Annotated in this window: 17 protein-coding genes; 4 read left to right on the forward strand and 13 right to left on the reverse strand. The window is 62.5% G+C overall.

Features of this window, described 5'->3' with window-relative positions:
* The first annotated feature begins 10 nt into the window (after nucleotides 1-10).
* Together NA5_RS00165 and NA5_RS00170 are read left to right on the forward strand one after the other, a co-directional pair.
* Nucleotides 11-1,012, forward strand: coding sequence for a beta-ribofuranosylaminobenzene 5'-phosphate synthase family protein (locus NA5_RS00165; protein WP_063813091.1), 1,002 nt, complete (start codon nucleotides 11-13; stop codon nucleotides 1,010-1,012).
* Nucleotides 1,012-1,587, forward strand: a complete 576-nt coding sequence (locus NA5_RS00170) for a hypothetical protein (protein ID WP_062980545.1) — start codon at nucleotides 1,012-1,014, stop codon at nucleotides 1,585-1,587. Before NA5_RS00165 ends, NA5_RS00170 begins: the two co-directional genes overlap by 1 nt.
* Here the strand turns inward: NA5_RS00170 and NA5_RS00175 are convergent.
* The 8 genes from NA5_RS00175 to NA5_RS00210 all read right to left on the reverse strand — a co-directional run bounded on the left by NA5_RS00175 (nucleotide 1,565) and on the right by NA5_RS00210 (nucleotide 10,245).
* On the reverse strand, nucleotides 1,565-3,538 hold the full coding sequence (locus NA5_RS00175) for a carbamoyltransferase C-terminal domain-containing protein (protein ID WP_062980547.1): 1,974 nt from the start codon (nucleotides 3,536-3,538) through the stop codon (nucleotides 1,565-1,567). The two genes, NA5_RS00170 and NA5_RS00175, sit on opposite strands and share 23 nt — an antisense overlap.
* 10 nt (nucleotides 3,539-3,548) lie before the next feature.
* The gene (locus tag NA5_RS00180; RefSeq protein WP_062980549.1) at nucleotides 3,549-4,190 is read right to left on the reverse strand and encodes a 2OG-Fe(II) oxygenase; all 642 of its coding nucleotides are present in this window, start codon (nucleotides 4,188-4,190) and stop codon (nucleotides 3,549-3,551) included.
* A 6-nt stretch (nucleotides 4,191-4,196) separates the two neighbouring features.
* Nucleotides 4,197-5,279 carry an aminotransferase class I/II-fold pyridoxal phosphate-dependent enzyme gene (locus NA5_RS00185; protein WP_062980551.1) on the reverse strand — a complete coding sequence of 361 codons (1,083 nt, stop codon included), beginning with the start codon at nucleotides 5,277-5,279 and terminating at the stop codon, nucleotides 4,197-4,199.
* 5 nt (nucleotides 5,280-5,284) lie between these two features.
* Nucleotides 5,285-6,574 (reverse strand): B12-binding domain-containing radical SAM protein, encoded by a 1,290-nt coding sequence (locus tag NA5_RS00190; RefSeq protein ID WP_169811235.1) that lies wholly within the window; start codon nucleotides 6,572-6,574, stop codon nucleotides 5,285-5,287.
* Nucleotides 6,575-6,691: 117 nt separating this feature from the next.
* Complete coding sequence (locus NA5_RS00195; protein WP_084483766.1) at nucleotides 6,692-7,354, reverse strand: helix-turn-helix domain-containing protein; 663 nt, start codon at nucleotides 7,352-7,354, stop codon at nucleotides 6,692-6,694.
* Nucleotides 7,351-8,703 (reverse strand): hypothetical protein, encoded by a 1,353-nt coding sequence (locus NA5_RS00200; RefSeq protein WP_062980557.1) that lies wholly within the window; start codon nucleotides 8,701-8,703, stop codon nucleotides 7,351-7,353. The genes NA5_RS00195 and NA5_RS00200 overlap by 4 nt, the downstream gene beginning before the upstream one ends.
* Nucleotides 8,704-8,931: 228 nt before the next feature.
* The gene (locus NA5_RS00205; RefSeq protein ID WP_084483767.1) at nucleotides 8,932-9,606 is read right to left on the reverse strand and encodes an MspA family porin; all 675 of its coding nucleotides are present in this window, start codon (nucleotides 9,604-9,606) and stop codon (nucleotides 8,932-8,934) included.
* A gap of 15 nt (nucleotides 9,607-9,621) precedes the next feature.
* Nucleotides 9,622-10,245: an MspA family porin gene (locus NA5_RS00210; protein ID WP_062980562.1), complete on the reverse strand. Its 624-nt coding sequence runs from the start codon at nucleotides 10,243-10,245 to the stop codon at nucleotides 9,622-9,624.
* A gap of 1,227 nt (nucleotides 10,246-11,472) precedes the next feature.
* On the opposite strand from NA5_RS00210, the gene NA5_RS38940 reads away from it, so the two are divergent.
* Nucleotides 11,473-12,373 (forward strand): IS5 family transposase gene (locus NA5_RS38940; protein WP_371856357.1). Its coding sequence is split into 2 segments (ribosomal slippage): nucleotides 11,473-11,855 and nucleotides 11,854-12,373, totalling 903 coding nucleotides; the frame shifts between segments, so codons are not numbered across the junction.
* A 312-nt stretch (nucleotides 12,374-12,685) separates the two neighbouring features.
* Here NA5_RS38940 and NA5_RS42985 read toward each other — a convergent pair.
* On the reverse strand, nucleotides 12,686-13,486 hold the full coding sequence (locus NA5_RS42985) for a VOC family protein (RefSeq protein WP_307188852.1): 801 nt from the start codon (nucleotides 13,484-13,486) through the stop codon (nucleotides 12,686-12,688).
* Between the two features lie 1,131 nt (nucleotides 13,487-14,617).
* On the opposite strand from NA5_RS42985, the gene NA5_RS00230 reads away from it, so the two are divergent.
* Nucleotides 14,618-14,896 (forward strand): hypothetical protein, encoded by a 279-nt coding sequence (locus NA5_RS00230; RefSeq protein ID WP_157110152.1) that lies wholly within the window; start codon nucleotides 14,618-14,620, stop codon nucleotides 14,894-14,896.
* A 20-nt stretch (nucleotides 14,897-14,916) separates the two neighbouring features.
* Here NA5_RS00230 and NA5_RS00235 read toward each other — a convergent pair whose 3' ends face one another.
* The 4 genes from NA5_RS00235 to topA all read right to left on the reverse strand — a co-directional run bounded on the left by NA5_RS00235 (nucleotide 14,917) and on the right by topA (nucleotide 21,830).
* A complete protein-coding gene (locus NA5_RS00235) occupies nucleotides 14,917-16,527 on the reverse strand; it encodes a tyrosine-type recombinase/integrase (RefSeq protein ID WP_062980569.1) in 1,611 nt (536 codons plus the stop codon).
* Nucleotides 16,528-17,204: 677 nt separating this feature from the next.
* Nucleotides 17,205-18,410: a DNA polymerase III subunit delta' gene (locus NA5_RS00240; RefSeq protein ID WP_062981214.1), complete on the reverse strand. Its 1,206-nt coding sequence runs from the start codon at nucleotides 18,408-18,410 to the stop codon at nucleotides 17,205-17,207.
* Between the two features lie 51 nt (nucleotides 18,411-18,461).
* Nucleotides 18,462-18,965: a DinB family protein gene (locus NA5_RS00245; protein WP_062980571.1), complete on the reverse strand. Its 504-nt coding sequence runs from the start codon at nucleotides 18,963-18,965 to the stop codon at nucleotides 18,462-18,464.
* Between the two features lie 66 nt (nucleotides 18,966-19,031).
* On the reverse strand, nucleotides 19,032-21,830 hold the full coding sequence (gene topA, locus NA5_RS00250; protein ID WP_245672042.1) for a type I DNA topoisomerase: 2,799 nt from the start codon (nucleotides 21,828-21,830) through the stop codon (nucleotides 19,032-19,034).
* Nucleotides 21,831-22,036 lie beyond the last annotated feature (206 nt).

The following is a 22,036-nucleotide window of genomic DNA, read 5'->3' on the forward strand; positions in this document are numbered from 1 at the left end:
GGGATGGGGTATGCGCGTGCAATCGGCGGCCCGGCTGAGCTTCACTTTGATCGACCTCAATGGCGGGACGGGCCGTCGCAACGGGATGGCGTCGCTGTCCCTGCGCGACCCGGCGTTTGTGGCGACCCTGCGACCCGCAGCACGCACCGAAGTGGCGGGCGGCGACACTGGGCACACAGCAGAGATCGCCAGTCTCCTCGACGCACTGCGGGAGCGCTGCGGCGGCCCGCCGGTGCGGTGCGACATCGACGCCGCACTTCCCGCCCATCACGGGTTCGGCTCGAAAACGACAACGCTGCTGTCTGTCGCGAAGGCATACGCGGCGCTATCTGACACCACGGTGCCGACCGAGGAACTTGCGCGGCTGTGTGGGCGCGGTGGAACGTCGGGTGCGAGTGTCAACCTCATTGATCGAGGCGGTTTCCTCGTTGACGGCGGTCACGCCAACCCACCGGACTTCGCCGAGGATGCGCATCGGTACCTTCTGCCCAGCCGGTTTGCAGGTGCGGCGGTCCGCAAGCCGCCGCCGCTGGTAAGTCTCCCTTTCCCGCCATGGCCGATCCTTGTGATCGTCGGTGCGGGAACAGAGCTGCACGGCAAACCCGAACTGGAGTGGTTTCGGCGTACCCTGCCAATCCCCTTCGAGGAGGCGGCAATCACGGCGCACCTAGTGTTGATGAACCTGGCTCCCGCTATCGCCGAGAGTGACTACATGGCATTCTGCCGTGCGCTGAACCGGCTGACCTTCGAGACCTACTACAAGCAGGAGCAGGTGCGCACCCAATCGGACGGCGTCAAACATCTGCTGAAGGAGGCGCGCCAGTCCCCAGCAGTCGACGCGATCGGGATGAGCGTGACCGGACCGATGTGCTTCGCGTTCACCCGCACGCCAGCAGCCGCCGTTGAGTGGATCTCCGGTCTTCGTCACGATGGCGTTGTCAAAGACTTCTACTTCACCACTGCACAAAACCACGCGGCTGTGCTGGCCGCGATACCGATTCTGGAGGACTGATGCGCGCCTTGTTGAGCGTCACGGACAAGCGTGGCATCGTCACTCTTGCCAGCAATCTGGCAGCGATGGGGTGGGAGTTGTTGGCGACGGACGGCACCGCGTCGGCGCTGGCGGACTGCGGTATCGAGGCAACGCGCATCACGGACTGGACCGGGACCAAGCCGCTGTTCGACGGCCGGGTGAAGACCCTGCATCATCACGTGTTCGCGGCGCTGTTGTGTCGACAGGACTCACCGACGGACGCGACCGAGGCGGCCGCGCACGGTGTCGTTCCCTTCGATCTGATTGCCGGAAACTTCCACACCTTTAATCCCCGACTAGCCGACCCGGTCGACTCCATCGATATCGGTGGCCCGGCCATGATTCGCGCGGCGGCCAAGAACCATCGATGGGTGATTCCGCTGGTGGACACCGCCGACTATCCTCGCATCGTCGAGTTGCTCCGAGCCGACTGCGGGTCCCCGTCCGCGATATCGCAATCACTGCGCCGCGAGTTGGCTGGCAAAGCATTCCGCGTGCTTGGCGTATTGGATAGCCAAATCTCCGACGCGCTCATTGCCTCCGATGCGGGATGAGCGGATGCCATCCGTAGGCGGAGAAATGCACGGCGTTGCGTTCCATCGTCCTTTCCGCTGACTCGCGAAGGCTGGGATTGGCGGCTAGGCGGGCATCCAGTTCCCGCCTCACCGCATCGGCACCCTCTGCTGTGCGGATGTCGATCCGATCACCCAAGTCGAGGTCGTATTGGTAGAGGAACAGCTGCAAGTCCGTCAACCCGTGGGGATTGGCCTCACGGCGGACCTTCTCGGCGACAGCGTCAGGCACGTGAGCGAAGGATCGGGAGTTGCGCGGCCACGGGTCTCGGCCACGAAACGACTCAAAGTCTCGCAGACCGATCCGCTTGCCGTTCAGATAGGCCACCTGCACTCGCCTGCGCAGACAGAAGGCGAGTGCCTCGACCATAGTGTCGATGATCGGCTCACCCTTATCGTTGAGCGAGGTGTTACATAGCATCGGCACTCCGGTCTGCCGGTCGAACGCGGCAATGAGCCGATGTAGCGCGGGGTTCTGCAATACGTTGACCGACTGGATGCGCGCAGAGTAGTCCAAATGCGCGACGGCAGGAATGCGCCCGCGCGCCTCCGGGCGGATCATGAAGGTTTCCAGCATGTAGGGTGACGGGCGGGCGTCGATGAACCACTCAGCGAGCCGATCTTCCAAGACCGTCGGTGCGACCGGCCGCCACCACTCGCGTCGCTTGATCGTGTTGAGCTGGTCCTTCGTGTCCTCCGAAGTCGGGTCGGCGAGCAGACTGCGGTTGCCAAGTGCCCGGGGACCGACCTCCGACGCACCGCTGAACCAGGCGATCGGTCCTGACCGCAGATCCTGCACCGCGACGTCGTCCTGATAGTCGTCTACCGCGTCGATGTGACCGTCGAACTGTGCCAGGGCAGCGGCCAGATCGTCATCGGCCCGCCCGAGATAGGGCCCCGGGTAACGGAAGTTGAAGCGGCCGCCGAACTTTTTGTGAAATGCGGTCAGGCCGATGCCAACTGCCTGACCGTCGTCACCGACGCTGGGCGGCGCGAGCAGGCCCCGAAAACCGTACTCGGCCATTAGCAGGCTGTTGGTGGGACAGTTGAGTGCATATCCACCCGCGAGCGCCAGATGGGCCTGAGTCGGGTCTATGTCGTATCGGCGCAGGATTGTGTCGACGTTGCGACGCATCACCATCACCGAGATCGCCTGCACCTCCTTCATCACAGCGCTGGCGAATCCTTCGACCTCGGTGAAATTTGGGTCCGTGGTGAGAGTCTGCCGGACCTGATCGCAAACGATGTCGAAAGCACGTCGTGACTGGTCGATTACGTCCCTGCCGTCGAATCGAAACTCCGCCATGATCGCATCGCAATCACACTCGCCAAACGCCTTGGAAGCGGTCGCTAGCGCCATGAGACTGCCCTCACGCATGCCGAAGTAGTCGCGTCCTTCACAGTAGAGCGAGCCTGGCGACTCCACTGGGAAAATCTTGATGTCGCCTTGGCGCACTACGCATCCGGCGAACCAGCTGTCTCGGATTCGGCGGTCAAGCAGGATATCCGGCCCCCGATCGATGGCTAGGCCAACGATCGTGCCGTCAAAAAACACCTCGCTGTCCAGCAGGACCGCGCTGTACAGATGCGCAACGCTGTGAAACGCAATATCCGGCACCTCGCGCACGAGATGGTAGTCGTCAGTCGTGTCGATATCAGGAGTTCCCCACACCTCGACAAGGTCGGATATGCCGATACCGACTGAGGCGAGCAGTTCGTTGATAAAGTTCCGCTCGTCGTCGAGCGTGGAGAACGGCGTGCGATGCATCTTTTGCCCGCTCAGCCGCTCTAACTCCCAGTGATGTACCAACTCGACCAGTTTGCCGGACTTACGCCACAGCGCGATGTTGTTGTCATGACGCATGCGGACATTGAGCACGCGATGAATCCCCGCGGGATTGAGATACGTCGAAAGGTAGAAACCGTCACGCATATCGGGCCTTTCACGCCGTCGATCGGTAGCCGTGCAGTAGTAGAGCGCGTCGCGGTATGGTCGCGCTGTCGGAAACGGCCGCCACCTCATGCCATGAGCGGTCACTGGGCACGAACGCGACCGAGGTGCCTGCGCCAGGTTGGTAGGAGGCCTGCGGTTGCACTGCGGTCTGTTCGTGGTACAGCAGCAATTGGCCACCCCATGTCGGACGCCACTCCGGGCACAGATATATGTTCTGCGAGAACACTTTGTCCGGCCGGTCGGTGTGTCGCGACATCCAGCCGCCACGCGGATACTCGCTGAGTCGAACCTCCAATTCCACCCGGCCTTCGTTGGCGCCACCGAGCCTGCCCACTAGCCGATCACGGTAGGACGAATCGACAAGGCGCGACAACAGATTCCGCCAGCAGCCCGGCAGTTCCTCGCGGCGTACCAGCCATCGGCCTCGGTCGTGCAGCAGCAGCGTGTTCATCGAGTAAGTCTTATCGCTGCCCTTCGTCCGCACCGACTCGGTCATCGCCGCCAGGCTCGGCAACGTTGCGGCGAGTCGCTCCGCCTCGTCGCGCCTCAGCAGCGTGTTCTCGTCAAATACAACGTGCGGGAACGGCTCGTTTACAGTTATGCCTGCCGCGGTGATGTCGAGTTCGGACACGGCCGCTCAGATCCGATCCCGAATCACGTCGGCCACCCTGACCATGTCGCGTCGATCCGCCATCGAAATGCGCAAGCATCCGCCCATACCTGGGATGTCGTCCAGGCCCCGCACACGGATGCCGTCTTCCCGTAGGATCTTCTCGGCACGCTGGCCTTCTCCCGATCCGCCGAGCCAGAAGGTCGCGAAGTTCGCCACCGAGCCAACAGCAATCCATCCCGGATGGTCAGCAAGAACCCGCTCGGTGAACTCGTCCCGTATCGCCGCAACGTCGGTCCAAATCGCGCGGATTCGCTCCAACCGAGCGGATAGCCCGTGCGCCAGCGCGACTGCCGTCCCCGACACCGCGCTGTCGGTGCGGAACCGCCTCAGATAGTCCACAGTCTCGGGTGCCCCGAATACCGCGGCCAACCGAGCACCCGCGAGCGCCCAACTCTTGGACAGCGACTGCAGCACAATGACATTTGGGTAGATCGCGATCAATGGTGCATGGCTGACTCCGCTGAAGGCGGCGTAGCACTCGTCGATCACCAGCGTATGTCCGTACCGCTGGGCAAGACGGGCGAGATCGGCGACGTCGTTGAGTGCCATGACCAGGCCGCTGGGATTTCCCGGGTTCGTCAAAGCCACGACTGCTGGCGGCGACGCGGAAAGCACGGCCTTTAGTGCAGTGGCGCTCAGGATGGGCGGAGAGCCGACGAGCCCGGCAGTTCGTGATACCGCCACGCCCCGCAGCGCCGCATAATAGGTCCAGCTGTCAAAAACCGGTTCCTGGGCGATGAGCAACCCGGCTGGCTCGGCGAGTCCGTCGACCGTCATCGCGATCGCGCCGCACGAGCCCGCTGTGAGTAGCACGCAATCGGCGTCGACCCCGTTGAGTTCAGCAAGCATACGCATCAGGTCCACGTGATAGGGATACGAGCGGATATCCTGTGCCCTCACTCCGGCGAGGACGTCGGTTAGCAACTCGTCGGCCCAAGGATGTTGCATCTCACAGCTTTTCAGGTTGAGCATGCCGCGGTAGTCGCCGCGGGGTTCCCACCGCGCGTCTAGCACGCTGGGGCGGTGGGTGAATCGTGGCGTGGTCATTTCTGTCAGGCTCGCTGCGGAATCCGGTTATAGACGGTGGTCAGCTGATCATCTGCACCAAAGATGAACCCGTACAGTTCCTCGACGTCGACACCGTGGCCTGTCGATTCAGGATGGATCATCTGGCGGTTGAAACGCGCGATCTCCTCGACTGACATCGTCGGCAGCATCAGGTGAAATGGTGTGTACATCGTCGGCCGGAAGCGGGCGCCTGCCGCCCGCACAACCTCGTGGGTGCGCTGAACTCCGGCCGCTGTCGTATCCGGCAGACCGACGATTACGAAGGCGTTGAGTTCGACACCTGCGGCCCCGCACCATTCGCCGAGTTGCAGAAATTGCTCTTCGTGAATACGTTTGGCGCGCGGAAGTCCGCCGTGCGCAGCAGGTTCGAGTGTTTCCAAACCCACCGAGATGCGTATGCATCCCGAGCGTCCCATCAATGTCACCAGATCCTCATCGAGATGGTGCACGGTGGTGGAACATTTCCAGGGCAGTGAATCGTTGGTTTCCACCAGCGCCGACGCGAGCTCGCGGACCCACGGCTTATGCAATGTGAACGTTGGGGCATAGAAAGCGACGTAGTCGAAGACCATTACGCTTCGAGCCCACTCGATGTAATTCAGCACCACGGGAACCGGCAGGCGCCGCTCCTTCAAACCTGCCAGCTGGTGCACATCACAATAGTCGCAGCCGATAGGACATCCGCGGGCCAGTGGTACGACCAACTCTCGTCGCAAGGGGATGCCACAAAACTTGTGCGCGTCTTCAAGATACAGCTGGTGGTACCGGTCGTACGGGATCTCACGGACGTCCGGAAGCACCCACTCAGCAGTGGGAAGGAATCGCCCCGGCTCGGACTCCGGCTCCCAACGATCGTCGACCTGCACCGCGACTCCTGGCAGTCCACCGTTCGGACCGCTGTGGGCGAGGGCGTTGACATACGCCGCCACGCCCGCCTCGCAGTCACCGCTGGTGACTACCGCGTCGAAATCGAGGTTGGCGAAGAAACCTGGAAGCATGCTACTGAGCCTGCCGAAGCTGACTAACTTGCTTGCGGGGCTCAACTGCCGTGCGTAGTAAAGGAATCGAGTCAAGCAATCAACGGTATCGATGTCGTTCACTACTGCGATGACGTCATAACGCTCCTGGAAGAGCAGGTCGCCCAGAGCCTTCCAATTGACATTCAGCAGGCCCGCCTCGTGGGTATCGACTTGGTCGACCGTGGACAACGTACGCAAGTAGGCCGCTGTCTGGTAAAGCACCGTGTGATGTCCGGCATTGAAGTAACTGGGCACATGTGGTGGCCAGAGGACCAGTATCCGCATTAGATTCCCCACTGCAGCTCGACTGAAAACCCATCATGGACTGTTGCCCTGCACCGTGAAAGCGCAAGTTTCTCCTGCCGAAACCGGTCAGCTCGCGATCATCTTCTTGCCGGTCCCGTTAATCAACGACAGCCTCCGGGCGATCCCGCCAGCCGCCGTCCGTAACGGCACGTCGTAGGCGGGGGCATTGAACAGACCAGCGTGCCCAACTACCGAGAGGGCGGCGACTGTCAAGCCATGCACCCGGACCGGCACTGCCGCGCTAGCCAAATCGAGCTCGTCTTCGTTCACCACAAAGGGATTGCCTTCGGCGGGGGGAACGCACAGGACGTGCGCGGCGGCAAGGCTCACCGCCTGCGTTCTCACATCGGGCGCGACGTGCCGCCAGACTGGCGGACCCGCCCACGCCGCGTCGACGGCCCGCTCGCCGCACATTATCGCCAAACCCGCGTACTGCCGCGTCAATCCATGGAGTCGGTCGAGGTATGGCTGGCCGACCGCTCGCAGCAGCCTGATGTCCGGGACATGCTGACCCAGTCGATATAGCCACGGGCCCAGTCGAACTCCGTTGTCGGTCCTTTCCAGCGCCCCCCACTCCACTAGCTCGGCGACCAGCCGGTGGACGGTCGGCTTCGGTAGCCCGGTGCGACGGCATAGTTCCACCTGGGACAAATCGCGATCATCGGGTTGGAACGCCGAAAGCAACGCCAGACCGCGGGACAGCATGGATCCTCCGGATTTGGCGCTCATCGGGTCGCCCCGACCGAGAAGACGCCTGCCACCCGCACATCAGGATTGATCGAGTAGCCTACGACAGCCGACGAGGACTCCGGCGCCGCCCGCACAAAAGCTCCGGCATCCCCCTCCGGGGTTACAAACAGACCCCACGCTGCAACCCAGTCCTCCACCGTCCCTGTCGATGGATCCACAACGGCCTCGATGCTCGGTACGATCCGCCGTTGCACGACCCACCTATCCACGACGCCGAGATCGCTCGGGACAGCCGGCGCCAAGGCATCCATCAGTGCCGCTGTCCACACACCGTCATCGCAGGCCCAGCCCGCCGTTACTCCGCTACCCGCAGCACCGTGTAATGGCTTAAGCACCAACTCCTCCCGGTGTAGACGGCAGTGGTCGACAAGGCCCTCATCGAGGATCCTTGTCCACGGAATCAACCGGTTGACCACTGCCCGCTCATCAGCCGACAGCAGCGCCGAATCCGCTGCCGCTGAAGCCAAGGCGAGTGTTCCCTTATTGGATACCAGCGCGTAGTTCATCGGTGTCCACAGGACTGCTAGGCCATCTTGATGAGCCCGGAACAACAGCTCGGCCTGATTCATCATGTCCGGGCGCACCAGCAGATCGCCCATACTGAAGAACCGGAACGCCACGTCTATCTGAGTATCTTCGAGTCCAAGTGTCCCGTTCGACATCGACAGTTGGCCGAGTTCGCCGCACGTGGTCTCCACACCGACTCGCCGCATCATCCCTGCGAACGAAGTCACCATCCGATCATGGACTTCGATCTCGCCTGGGGCGCATACGACTCCGACCCTGGGCGCCCGGCCATTGGTGATCGACGCTGACGCGACTCGTAGGGCCTCCGCGATCCGTTCACCCGTATGCGTGTATTGAAGCTCGGACTCGACCGCAAAAGCGGCAAAATGAGGATTTCGCAACAACGAGCTTTGGAACTCGCACATGTCCATGCCGCCCAGCTTGCTCGACAGATTGAATTCCAAGAGTTTGAAGCCCGCCCCGTCCTTATACAAGTCGGCTCGACCGAAACACAGCGGAGGAGCCGAGCTGAACCTCTCTAGGAGCGCAAGCCGCTTCTCGCCGATGCCGATTGCCGCGCAATAGGCACTTATATCGCCCTCGAACAGCCGTCGAGGAAGCGCCGTCATCAGTGCGAATAACTCGACGAGGTCATCCACTGTTTGCTGCAGCTCAGAAGCCTGCGCGAACATCGGCCGATTTAGCATTCTCGGTCCCCAGCACCGCTCCAGCTCAACCGGAAACTCGGTTTCCCCGACGGCCCCGAAAAGCCGCTCATTCTGGATATAGGAATCGGTGACGCAAGCAGCGGTGACGGACATCGCGTATTCCCCTCAAGCTCAAAGCAGAACATTTATCGGTTTGGTACGGAGTGATGAGGTGCAGTCGATCCATCCAGGCAACTGATGTTGGATTTGAAACGCAGCAGCAACAGGGCCGAAGGATGGCGGGCAGAGCACTTAACTTCGAGGTCTGTGACAATTCTCCCGCTACGGGAACATAACCCTGCATCGTTTAACTGCTGCACGCCCATACTTTTTCGTTATGACCTACACGACGATCGGGTCGCCGTATACTGCGACCATCTCGTCATCGATCTTGGATTTCGCCGATACCCTCACATAGGAACGGAGCGTAAGTCCGGTCAGGCAACCCTCGGCTTTGATACTGGTTCGAACAATATCGATGCGCGGCTCGTGATCCTTCAGGGAAATCTTTTCGATAACTATGTCCGATATCGTTCCCGCTGCAAGACTAGCGGTTATTTTCGGTTTCACCTCTATTTTGGGTGACACGTTCGACCGCCGATCGCTCTCCGACTCGAACACTTGTGGAGTTATCACAAGCAGGCTTGGCTGTACGAGCCCAACATCGACGCCGAGGGACGCGGTGATCGACCGCAAGGATGCCGCGCATCCGACGTGATAGCCGACTATCAGCTCGGCGTCCTTCAGGTTCTTGAATACAGAACCGGTGATCCCGGCGTAGGCCGAATTGCTCACCACCGCTTCCCGAGTCGGGATAAGTCCGGGACCGGTCGCATTGACGACTTCCTCGTCACGGTGTCCGACGACCAATGTCCGACCGTCCACGGTCCGGACCGACAGTTCATGTCGATCACTCCGCGAGGCGTCGGCTGAGGCGCTGGGAGCAACCGTGATCAGGGCGACCGCGGTGAGCGATGCGCACAACCAGGCACCACGAATTCTCTGTTCTACCTTCACTTCAGCGCGCCTATGCTACAGCGGGACCGGATCACCATAGACCGCGACCGAGTCGTCGGCTTGAGTGGATTTCGCGGCGATAATCGTGTACGAGCGGATACTTGCCGGCCCCACACAGCCGTCGATCTTCACATGGGCGTTGCGGGTGGTGATGAATGCCTTGGTGTCCTCTATCGGCTTTTCGCCGGTAGGGAGATCGGCAACCTTGCCTGGGGCCAGCGTGACCTGGAAGCTCGGCGAAATCGAGGCGGTCGGACCGATATTCGCGCCGACGGTGGGGGTCGGGATGCCGGGGTAGATGACGATGCCCGGGGTGAAGCCGACGTTCACCGAAGCGCCGAGGGTGATCGATGTCAGATCTATCGCACACCCGACGTGGTAGCCCGTCCGTAGCACCACACCTTGCAGTTTTGTGCCGTGCCCTGCGATCGAGCCGTATGCCTGGTTGGTTACGAAGACTTCACGAGTGGTGCCGATGCCGTTGAGCGGGGGGACAGTGTTGGCTTCCTCATTGTGGTGGCCGACCGCCAGCTGCCAGCCGTCCTCCATGGTTACCGAGCTTTCGTGGGGCGGCAGCAATAGCCCCTCCGCCTGGGCATTGGTGGCACTGGCCAGCAGAGCGGCGCCTAAGGCTGCCATAGCTGGGACCAACTTCTTGGTAAGCATCAGGCTCCCCCCTTTTTTCGATCGAATGAGCCGAGTTGACCAAACTCTTTGGGCCGCTCAGCATTTGCGTCCGGAACGCTAAGCACTGCTGGCGGGCACCGCAATCCCCGATCGGGCCGTACATAGCGACCGTGCAGGTCAAACCCAGTGCAAATGACGTCCGGTCCGGACAACGAACCGTCGGGTCATGGACGAAAATGCATGCCGGACTGGGCGATCAGATGCTGCCTTCATAGACGTAGCTTTCGCAGGCGGAAACCTGCGTGCCGCAAGCAGGCGACGAGGAACGACTGCCTGAAACTGGCAGGCGTCGATCTACCGTGGTAGAGAGAAGATACGAAGAACCCCTTTTCCGCCGCGTCCGACTTCTCGCAGCAGCACACGAGCGAATACACCGAGATCGAGGGATGCCGCAATATCGCCGGATCTGTTGGGTATTTCGTTGATGCGGGTTCGGTCTCACCCAGATGCAGCCAACCTAGCCCCTTTGAGTATCAAAGATTCTAGAGACAATCGACCATCCAACCCAAGCAAGCAAGCAGAAAACCATCTGCGGAAAACCGCTCCGGAGCACTTGGAAATAGTGCATCCACCAGCCTGATTCGGCATGCGTGTTGTAAAGACCCACCTGGCTGAGATGTTTCCCGCCAGGACTACCATCGCAAATCTGTAGACAGCTATCTCAGTCCCGCCCCTGGCCTTTAACTGGGAGCCCGGAAACTCGGGTAGGACGCGACGCTCAGGGCGAGCATTCGGTAGCTGCGGATGGTCCGGAACCGGACACCGTTTCGGCCGCCGCATCGGCGATCATCGCGACATCCAGCCGCGCTGGAACAATACCCGGTCGCTGTGTGTATGCCCAATCGGAATCTGGCGGGGACGTCGGAGCCAGAATCATCGAACGGGGCCGGTCGGGCACGTGGGAGTGGTCAATTGTCGGCGGCCGGACTCAGCTAATTGTCTTGAATAGCGTGTGGTTCAACTAGCACCACTTGCGACGTATTGCACAGTCCCGGTCTCACCGCACAACCCATCTACGTCAAGTTGATGATGATTATCAAATCTGAGGCGGTGAGGGCCCTCGGTATATCAGGGAGCGAACCCATGGGGCAATCGTGAGGTTGAGTAGGCAGTCGACTAGGTTGTGTCTCCCAATAGCTTTGCGCGACTTGCCTCGCTGTGTGGGGTGAGTCGGGCACCATGTTCGCCGTGGCGACACTGAATGGTGATCGGTATCAGGTGCTGACGGACAGGCAGTGGGAGCTGCTGGAGTTGCTGCTACCGAAATCCGAAGGGCACGTGGGCCGTAACTTCACCAACAACCGCCTGGTGGTGGAAGGGATGCTGTATCGGCTGCGGACCAGCTTGCCGTGGCGGGACCTGCCCGAGCACTTCGGGCCCTGGCAGACGGTGTGGAAACGACACCGCCGCTATGCCGCGGACGGCACCTGGGACCGGGTGCTGACCGCGCTGCTGGCGCTGGCCGACACCACCGGCGATCTGGACTGGGTGGTGTCGATCGATTCGACGATCGTGCGGGCGCACCAGCACGCCGCTGGCGCGGCCGCCGACTCGGTGAGCGGGCTATGAACCGGCCGACCACGCCATCGGGCGCTCGCGCGGCGGGTTGACGACCAAAATTCATCTCGCCGTCGACGGAGCGGGTCACGGCCTGGCCGTGCTGCTCACACCTGGACAAACCCACGACTCACCGGTGCTGGCGCCGTCGCTCGACGCGGTCGCGGTGCCGCGCCTCGACGGCGGTCCACCGCGGCGCAATCCGGATGCGGTGATCGCCGACCGCGCCTATTCCGCGGCATCGAACCGAACTCTGTTGCGCCGCAAACGCATCCAGACCGTGATCCCGGAACGTCGCGATCAGGTCGCCAACCACAAACGCAAGGGCCGCGCGGGCGGCCGGGCACCGAGCTTCGATCCCCAGACCTACAAGCGGCGCAACGTCATCGAACGTGCCTTCAACAGGGCCAAACACTGGCGCGCGGTCGCCACCCGCTACGACAAGCTTGCCAGCACCTACCGTGCCGGATTCGTCCTGGCCCTCATCGTCGAATGGCTCAAATCATTGGGAGACACAACCTAGGCCGATCATCTACTCAACGCACGTGTTCCGCCGTCCGGTTGTCCATTCAGCTATGACAGACAAATGGCGGCGGATTCAGCAGTTCGCACGGAATCGACGGTTCGCTTGCATAGATAAGTTGTAAAAACAACACGGCCTCCCAGATATTGGGGTTGATAGGTTCCAGTCAGATAGTTCTGTACAACACCTTTACGATGCAACAGCAGTTCCGCTTTCGCAATAGAAACGTGGGCTACTACTGCAATAACCGCATGTCATCGACACAATACCGTTGTCCGGACCGGACACTGCATTCGATTTTGTGCAACGGAATCATCTCGTGCACGTCATGACGCAGAACGGATGGCCCGCTGGATCGAGCAGGACCCTCGGCTGAGACCCGGGTTGCACCGACGCGGGCTTTGCTCCGATTTTAAGCGCGTGCATTTCGCATTCTTTGGGATCTACCCCTTCGGGGAGACCGAAGTAGACGATCGGCGTATTCGGCCATGACGGTGTCGTGTAGTTTTCGACCCTCTGAGCAACAACTGTGAACCCAGAAGGAGTGCGAATCCCCGCACTGTCGTCGTTACTCCATAGCAGGCAGCCGCCTAGCAGCTCAAGGTAGAAACCGACCACGGTCGCAGGTTCGTCGCAGCCCAGGGAGATCCCCGCGGGCCGAGAGGATTCCGTCATCGCCTCACCCCGCTTCTGCCGTTCAGCCCCAGAATCGACCAAATCCAACCGAGGCGAACATCGTCGAACGGCCTCAGCACGTCTACCCTCTCTTGGGCGCTGCGCTGCGCGCCATAGCAGCCGCCAGGCACGGAGGTCGAGTAATCGCGAAGCTACCGGGCCCCTGCGTCGTGCCCGTTCGCATAACACAAGAAGTACCGGCTTCAGTGCTTCAAAACGTGCCGGTACATTGCGTCCAGCCTTCCAGTCACTTATACGCTGCGCTGAAACCGAGATCGGAGTCTCGGGGCTGACACGTCCCCGCGCGGATGACGCGACCACACGCAGAGAGGGGCTCCCTGCCATTTCGTATAAGCTCGCAAATGACTGCGCAAACTCCTGACGTGCCGCCCCTGAACGTCCTACCTCGTGCGGACTCTCTACTTGTCTGGATGTCATGTTACCCCCGGTGTCTCTTCATGTACTCGTTGGCCGCCGGACTTGTTTGGCCGGTCGACCTCCTTCTGTGTACTTGGACGTCCCAAGTACCTCTTCGGTTCCATCGAGAGGGACTGTCCAGTGGTGAGCGGCTCTGTCCGACACTTTCGACTGTGTCCCACACACTTTCGGTGGCGATGCCTCCGTGACGGCAGGATGTTGCCATGTTCGAGTGAATACGCCTGCCGCAGTGGCGTTTTTCACGTTGCTGCCACTGATGGTGAAGGGCGTGGTCGACGATGGTGAGCAAGTCGCGGTTCGGGCCCGGACGTCCGTGGCCCAGCCAAATGCCCAGGGTGGGGACCGAGTCCGCGAGGTGCACGGGACCACCTGCGGACGGTGGAGGGCGTGCCGCTGGCTGGACGACCTGTCGACCGGCCACGTCCGATCAGTCGCGGCAGTCCACGATTCGGGTGCTGTTGCGCATTCCGCTGCCGTCGCGGCCGATTCCGAGCGGTTGGGGTCAATGATTTGGCGCTGCACCGTCGCCACCGGTATTCAACGGTCGTTCGCTATGCCGAGACCCACGACCGCATAGGCGTCCTGTCCGACCGCAAGGCCGACACAACCGGGGACACCCCGGCGTCGAGATCGTCAGCCGCGATGGGTCCACCACCTATGCCGAGGCGGCACAGGTCAGTGCGGCAGTCGCTGCCTGCGACGATCCAAGCGTCGAATCGGTTGCATCTGTGCCACGGGCTGGCTCAGACGGCGAAGAAGTTGAATGTCGCAGCCTGCCTATCGGTTCCGTTGGAAAGCAATAAGTTTCAGTTCACAGCCGACGAATGTGGAAGGCAACTCGTGGGCCGTTGGACCGCATGCGCCGCGGCTCCAGCAGTGCTAGGGCGGCCGCACCTAGTCACCTGCGCACACGACGCAGGCCCTCAGTGCTCCCCGACCGCAACACACCACCGCGCACAGCACCATCGCGGATCCGGCCGGATGGCGCATGCAGGCCGGATGTGGTCAACGATCGTCCGCCGAACACGAACCCTCGTACTGCCCGAGCCGTCGTTCCCACAGGACGAGGTCGGATATCTGCACAGTGTTCCGGAAGATCGGCTGCTGCATCTAGCCAGGTAGGTGGATCGAATGGCTGGGATCAGGAGTGGTCGCCTCAACAGATTGCCCGTCGGCTGCGCCACCGGCATCCCAGACGAGCCCGAGATGACCATCAGTCATGAGACGATCTACCGGTCGATCTACACCAGCCGGCGGAAACTGATCTCGAAACCGATGTGCAAGAAGCTGCAGACCGGTCAACCGATACGAAAACACAAGCGGCACAGCGCGAAAGGGCAATGGCGCTTGCAGATCATCGCCGCACGCTCAATCGGCGACCGGCCCGCCGACGCTTTGCTGGTTCGCTAGACCCGCAACACCAGAGTCGACTACGCAGCCACCACTGGGTCTTGCTTCTGCAGCTCTTCAGCGCGCAGGCGCAGCAGTCCGTTCAGCATCGCAACCGGTGAGGTTGGGCAGATTTCCAGCCGCCAGTCCAGTGCGTCGTGCCACTCCTGAGTCAAGTCGGCCATCAATTTCTTGACCATCGCGTCGGTGACCTGGGTGTAGCGGTCCTGCATTGACGAGTCTTGGTGGCCGATCCTTTCGTTGATCAACTTCTGCGGCGTTCCCAACTCCTCCAGCAGGGTTCGGTGAGAATGCCGATTCCCGTGCGGTGTCATGCCTTTCGCGATCGGCAGCCAACATGAATCAGCACGACCATGGGCGTTGCGACCCCGAACCGGAATCCCGGGGAAGGCTGTCGCACTTACCGGGACGGCACGGGCCGGTGACGCCTTTCCTCTCTGTGGATACCAGCCTGACACTGCAGGCGTGTACAACCAGGCGTAGAAGCCCGACCTTCGCCAATGCGTAGCCTCTTCGCCAACTACGGGCTCGGTGTAACCCAGCTCGTTGGCGGCCCGCAGGACCCGGTGGCGAGTCAGCTGAGAAACGTTGCTGCACCCGCGCAGCACCAGCGACACCGCATTAACAGTCACCTCAGCATGCTCAGCAATCATCTTCTGTGTAATCCCGCTGGAGCTGCCCCGGCTGCGGCGCTTCGCCTGCCCTCGGAACACATAGATGTTCCCGTGGCACTCGCAGGGCTGTGGATTCGATTGCGCGATGAACGAATCGAGCATGCGCCACAGGAACTCTGGCAGGTCGATTTCACGTTGTGACCCGTTCTTCGGTTCGCACTTGACGTGCTTGCCCGCGACCTCGGCCAGCTGCCATTCCACGCGCAACCGATGCTTGGTCACATATTGAGTTTCCAGACCGACCAGCTCGCCCATCCGCATGCCGGTGAAGAACTTCAGGATCATCGCAACGAATTCGTCATCGCGGCCTGACAGCAGCGCCATCCGTTCGGCGATCAATAGCGCGCCGCGTGTGTTGGTAATCACCTTCTGCGGGGGACGCCGCGACTTGCGGCCGGTGCGACGCCCCCGATTGCGTCTACGTCGTGCCGGATTGACGGGGATCTTCTTGGCCTCGACGGCGTCCTCCAGAATCACATGCAGGACAGCACGATAGGTGTTGATGCTGTCGGTGCTGTACCCCGCTGCACGCAGAGCCCTTTCCCAATCAGCGACCGCCCTGCGAGTGATATCCAGCAGCGGCATCGGTCCGAACGTCGGCAGCAGATGGCACTGGATATGGCTCTCATAGTTTTGAACCGTGTTGTCGGCGAGATCCTGATCATCCAGCCACTCTTCGACATAGTCCTGGAACGACTGCTGGCCGGGATCGACACTCCAATCGAGCACCTGGGCGACCCCATAAGGCTCACTGCGGCCATTGACAGCCCCCGCAGCGACGGCGGGCCGTGTGCTCAGAACCCGATAGACAATCTCCTCTTCCTTGCAAGCGGTTTCGGCCAGTTCCTTGGTCGTGTACCGCCGAGGCTTGCCATTCTCGTCCCGGATCGTCTGATACTTCCCCGGGCTGGTCTTGAATCTGGCTTCGAAGTACAGGCCGCGATTGATTGCGGGCATTCGGTAAGCACTCCTGGCGTCATGCGCGTGTGTACGCGGCGGAGGGACGACGACAACCGCATGCAGACATAGGGCAGTGATTGTCAGGATTCGCGCCGATCAAGTCCCTCGACGCCGCTGCGATGGATACACCGACAGCTCAGATAGCCACGCCAGGCTATCTGCGGATCGACTGTCGCGCAATAGCCTTCGTGCCGCAGCGGCTCACACCAACCGACGCACGCGCGACACGGTGCGCGACACGCCGTGAATATCAACAAATTTCCATCCAGCGCCGGACCACCATCGCTGACCGGTAACCAGCGAACCCGAAGCTAGGCGATCGGCTCCCGAAAGTCGGCAGAATCTCGGTAAAAATTACCCTGCCGAACCAAGCCGAATCGGAGCGAAACACACCGAACCCGACTGAGACACAGCAGCGATCGTGAACACACTGCGCACGCCCGTCCCACGGCAGATCAAACATGTCTTCGCTGGTTGAACGCACCCAACGCACGTCGCACCAGCAATCCAACGTCGAAGAAAGAGCTTGGATTCGAAACCGAAAAGGAAACAACGAGTTCGGCATTGGCGTACTTACGAGTGAAGCGCTCTACCGACTGAGCTAAGGCGGCGTGCCTTTCGGCCACGCGAGTCTATCGTCTCGGCGGTCTGATCGCGAAAACGGGTGGTAGCGGTCACGCGGATTGGGCGGAGATGAGGGTGGCGACCATGGCGGCGAGGGCGAAGCGGGGTTTGACGTTGAGGTCGAGGGCCTCGCGGCAGGCGAGGACGGCTTCGATGGAGCGCAGCAGGCCCTCGGGGCGGACGCGGTCGGCGAGGTCGTGGATCTGGTCGGACAAATCGGGGTGGGTGAGGGTGACGCCGGAACCATTGCGGGCGGCGCCGAAGCGGACGGCGAGCGCGTCGCGGTAGACGCCCGCGACGTCGATGAGTGCGCGGTCGAGGGCATCGCGTCCGGTGCGGGTGGCGCGGGATTTCTGCCTGCGCTCCAAGTCCTTGAGCACACCGGCCGAGCCCCGGGTCGCGCTGGCGGCGCCTTTGCCGGTGCCGCCCGCGCCGAGTGCGGTCGCCAGCTCTTCGCGCTCGCGTTCGTCACGCGCCGCACTCATCTGCTTGGCCTCGTCGTCGGCGGACTTCACCAATTCATCTGCGGCCGCATAGGCGGCACCGGGCCGCGAAACCGCACCAACCAACGCCAGCGCCCGCTGCCGACGAGCACGCGCCTGCTCATCGGTGGCCAACCGCCGAGCCCGCCCGACGTGACCGCCGCTCACCGACGCCGCCCAGGCGGCGGTCTTCTCGTCGAGCTTGTCGCGCTCCCGCAGCACCTGCGCGATGGCGGGCACCGAGGGCGTCACCAGATGCACATGCCGACAGCGCGACCGCAGTGTCACGGAGATGTCCTCCGGGTCCACCGACGGCGCGCACAGCAGGAATACCGTCCGATCCGGCGGCTCCTCGACCACCTTCAACAGCACATTGCCCGCCGCCTCGGTCAAACGGTCAGCATCCTCGATCAACACCACCTGCCAGCGACCGGTGCTGGGCCGCCGCGAGGCGATCTGCACGATCTCGCGCATCTCCTTGGTGCTGATGCTCAGCCCCTCCGGAATCACCCGCCGCACATCGCCGTGCGTTCCGGCCATCGTGGTGGTGCACGCATGGCACCGACCGCAGCCGACCGTACCCTCGTCCGTGCACTGCAGCGCGGCCGCAAAGCACAGCGCCGCAACGGATCTCCCCGATCCCGGCGGCCCGGTGAACAGCCACGAATGGGTCATCGCACCATTGCCGGTCCCCCCGCGCGCGGCGACCGCGGCCGCCCGCAATTCGGACTCGACCGCATCCTGCCCAACCAGCCGATCGAAGACACCCGCCACGTCGTACACCCTAACCGCCCCCACCGACAGTCCCGGCCGGACGGATCCGAATCAGACTCGCTGGTAGGTGGTATTGGCGCCGTCGAGCGCCTCGCGAATGATGTCGCCGTGCCCACTATGGTGGGCAATCTCGCGTAGAACGTGCAGCAGCGTGAACCGCACGGTCCACCACACGCGGTCGGGCGTCCACGGTGTCGTCGGTGTCGGGATGGACGTGCTCAGATCCGGATCGCTGCGAATCAGCTTCGCGGTCGCCTCCGCCACTTCGTCCCAGGTGGCCAGCAGACCCGCAACCGTGTCCTCGGGCGCCATCACATACTCGCCCTCGAATTCGGCCATTTCCTGCTTCGCCGTCTCATCGCGCTCGACGATGACCTTGGTCCAGTGCCGCTCACAGTTGACGACATGGTGCAGCAGTCCACCCAGAGTCAACTCGCTGACGGTGGTGCGCCGCCGCGCCTGCTCCTCGTCGATACCCCGCAGGGTGATTCGGAACAGCTCGCGCTGACTGTCGAGTGCGAGGATGAGATCTTCGCGCTCCTGATCCATCGCCATGGCGGTCCCCTTCCCGATCGAGCTTCGATACCGTGGCGAGGCTACGGCAACGCACCGACGAAACCGTCAGGCCTTCTTCGCGGCCGTCTTCTTGGCGGTGGTTTTCTTGGCGGCGGTCTTCTTCGCCGCCGTCGCCTTCTTGGCCGGAGTCTTCTTCGCCGCCGCCTTCTTGGCCGTCTTCTTCACCGGACCCCGCGCGCGCCGATCGGCGAGCAGTTCCGAGGCCCGCTCGTCGGTGATCGAATCGACCTCGTCACCCTTGCGCAGGCTGGCATTGGTCTCACCGTCGGTGACATACGGACCGAAGCGCCCGTCCTTGATCACCATCGGCTTACCGGTGGCCGAATCCTTCCCCAGTTCGCGCAGCGCCGCGGCACTGGCGGCCTGGCGTCCGCGCCGCTTGGGCTCGGCGTAGATCTCGAGCGCCTCGTCCAGCGTCACGGTGAAGATCTGATCTTCATTGGCCAGCGAACGAGAATCGGTGCCCTTCTTCAGATATGGGCCGTAGCGCCCGTTCTGCGCGGTGATCTCCTCACCGGAGGCCGGGTCGGCTCCGACAACACGCGGCAGCGACAACAACTTCAGCGCATCGTCGAGCGTAATCGTCGCCAGATCCATATCTTTGAACAGCGATCCGGTCCGCGGCTTTGGCGCCGCAGCCTTTTTCGCGGTCTTCTTCGCGGGCGCGGACCCGTCCTCGGCCACGGGTTCCGGCAGGATCTCGGTGACGTAGGGCCCGAAACGTCCTTCCTTGGCGACGATTTCGTGTCCGGTCGCCGGATCCTTACCGAGCAGTCGACCCTCCTGCGGTGTCGAGAACAGCTTCTCGGCGACCTCCGCGGTCAGCTCGTCCGGCGGCAGATCATCTGGCAGATTCGCCCGCTGCGATATCGAATCCCCTTCGGGGTCATCGGGATTGGCGACCATCCGCTCCAGATACGGTCCGAACCGACCGACCCGGACCACAACGTCGCGCCCTTCGTCGTCGACGAACAGCTTGATCGAATTGACCTCGCGGGCATCGATATCGTCGAGCCGCTCGCCGACCATCCGCTTCAGACCGCCGGAGCGCGCGACCGAACCCTCGACACCGTGATCGCCACCGAAATAGAAGCTGGACAACCAGTTTCCGCGCTGCTCGCGTCCGCCCGCGATGGCATCGAGATCGTCCTCCATCGCGGCGGTGAAGTCGAAGTCGACCAGCCGACCGAAGTAGGCCTCGAGCAGACCGACCACGGCGAAGGCGACCCACGACGGCACCAGCGCACTGCCGCGCTTGTACACATATCCACGGTCGAGAATCGTCTTGATGATCGACGAATACGTCGAGGGGCGACCGATACCGAGGTCTTCGAGCGTCTTGATCAACGACGCTTCGGTATACCGCGCGGGCGGATTCGTGCTGTGCCCATCGGGATTCAGCTCCACCGCGGTGACGCGCTCCCCCTCGTCGAGTGCGGGCAGCCGGGATTCGGCGTCATCGGACTGACCGCCCGCCTCTTCGTCGACACTCTCGACGTAAGCCTTGAGGAAGCCCGGGAAGGTGATGGTCCGACCGGAGGCCGAGAACACGCATTCCTCGCCGGTGCCCGCGACACCGGTGATTCGCAGCGTCAGCGTGGTGCCCCTGGCATCAGCCATCTGCGAGGCGACCGTGCGCTGCCAGATCAGCTCATAGAGCCGGAACTCGTCATTGTCCAACCGCGCGTGCAGCTGCCCCGGGGTCGCGAAGGTATCGCCCGCCGGACGGATCGCCTCGTGCGCCTCCTGCGCGTTCTTCACCTTGCGGGTGTACTGCCGCGGCGTCGGATGCACATACTCCGCGCCGTACAGCTGGGTCGCCTGAGATCTGGCCGCGGCGATCGCCGACTCCGACAGCGTGGTCGAGTCGGTACGCATATAGGTGATGTAGCCGTTCTCGTACAGCCGCTGCGCGACCCGCATGGTGCGCTCGGCATTGAACCGCAGTTTGCGGCCCGCCTCCTGCTGCAGCGTCGAGGTCATGAACGGCGCGTACGGCTTGCGCGAATACGGTTTCGCCTCTGCGGAGGAGACCACCAGATCGGCGCCCTCGAGCGCCTCGGCGAGGCGGCGGGCATAGGGCTCGTCGAGGACGACCACGCCATTGCCCTTGAGCTGCCCGTCCGGTCCGAAGTCCCGGCCGGTGGCCACTCTGGTCCCGTCGACGCTGACCAATCGCGCCCCGAAGGTACGCGGATTGGTGGCATCGCCGTTGTCCCCACCCGCGTCCAGCTTCGCCGCGATATCCCAGTACTCGGCCGAACGGAATGCCATCCGCTCGCGCTCGCGCTGCACGATCACCCTCGTCGCGACCGACTGCACCCGGCCAGCCGACAACCGCGGCATGACCTTCTTCCACAGCACCGGACTGACCTCGTAGCCGTACAACCGGTCCAGGATGCGGCGGGTTTCCTGCGCATCGACCAGATCGTTGTCCAGATCGCGGGTATCGGCCGCGGCAGCCAGGATGGCGGGCTCGGTGATCTCGTGGAACACCATGCGCCGCACCGGCACCTTGGGCTTCAACGTCTCCAACAGGTGCCAGGCGATGGCCTCGCCCTCCCGGTCGGGGTCGGTGGCGAGGTAGAGCTCGTCGGCGTCGGCCAACAGGCTCTTGAGCTCGGAGACCTTGGCTTTCTTGTCCGGACTCACCACATAGATGGGCTCGAAGTCATTGTCGACGTCGACACCGAGGCGTGCCCAGGACTGCCCCTTGTACTTGGCGGGCACGTCCGCCGCACCGCGCGGCAGGTCCCTGATATGACCGACCGACGCCTCGACCGTGTAATGGCGGCCCAGGTAGGGCGCTATTTTGCGGGCCTTGGTCGGGGACTCGACGATCACGAGACGACGCAGGGGACGGCCCTGGTCGGCTGCACCGCGGTCTCGTGTTGCCACCGGCGAATACACCTTTCCTTATCGACCCGCGCGGCGCATTTTCGCGCTGTGCGCGGCTGGGGCAAGCGGCGGCGACGGGGAGGACGTTGCCACCAGACACGTTTATACCTTGACGCGACGTGTGGCCGAGCGCTTGCGACTCGAACCACAGA

Origin of the sequence: Nocardia anaemiae NBRC 100462, assembly GCF_001612725.1 — a bacterium.
Taxonomy (GTDB): Bacteria; Actinomycetota; Actinomycetes; order Mycobacteriales; family Mycobacteriaceae; genus Nocardia; species Nocardia anaemiae.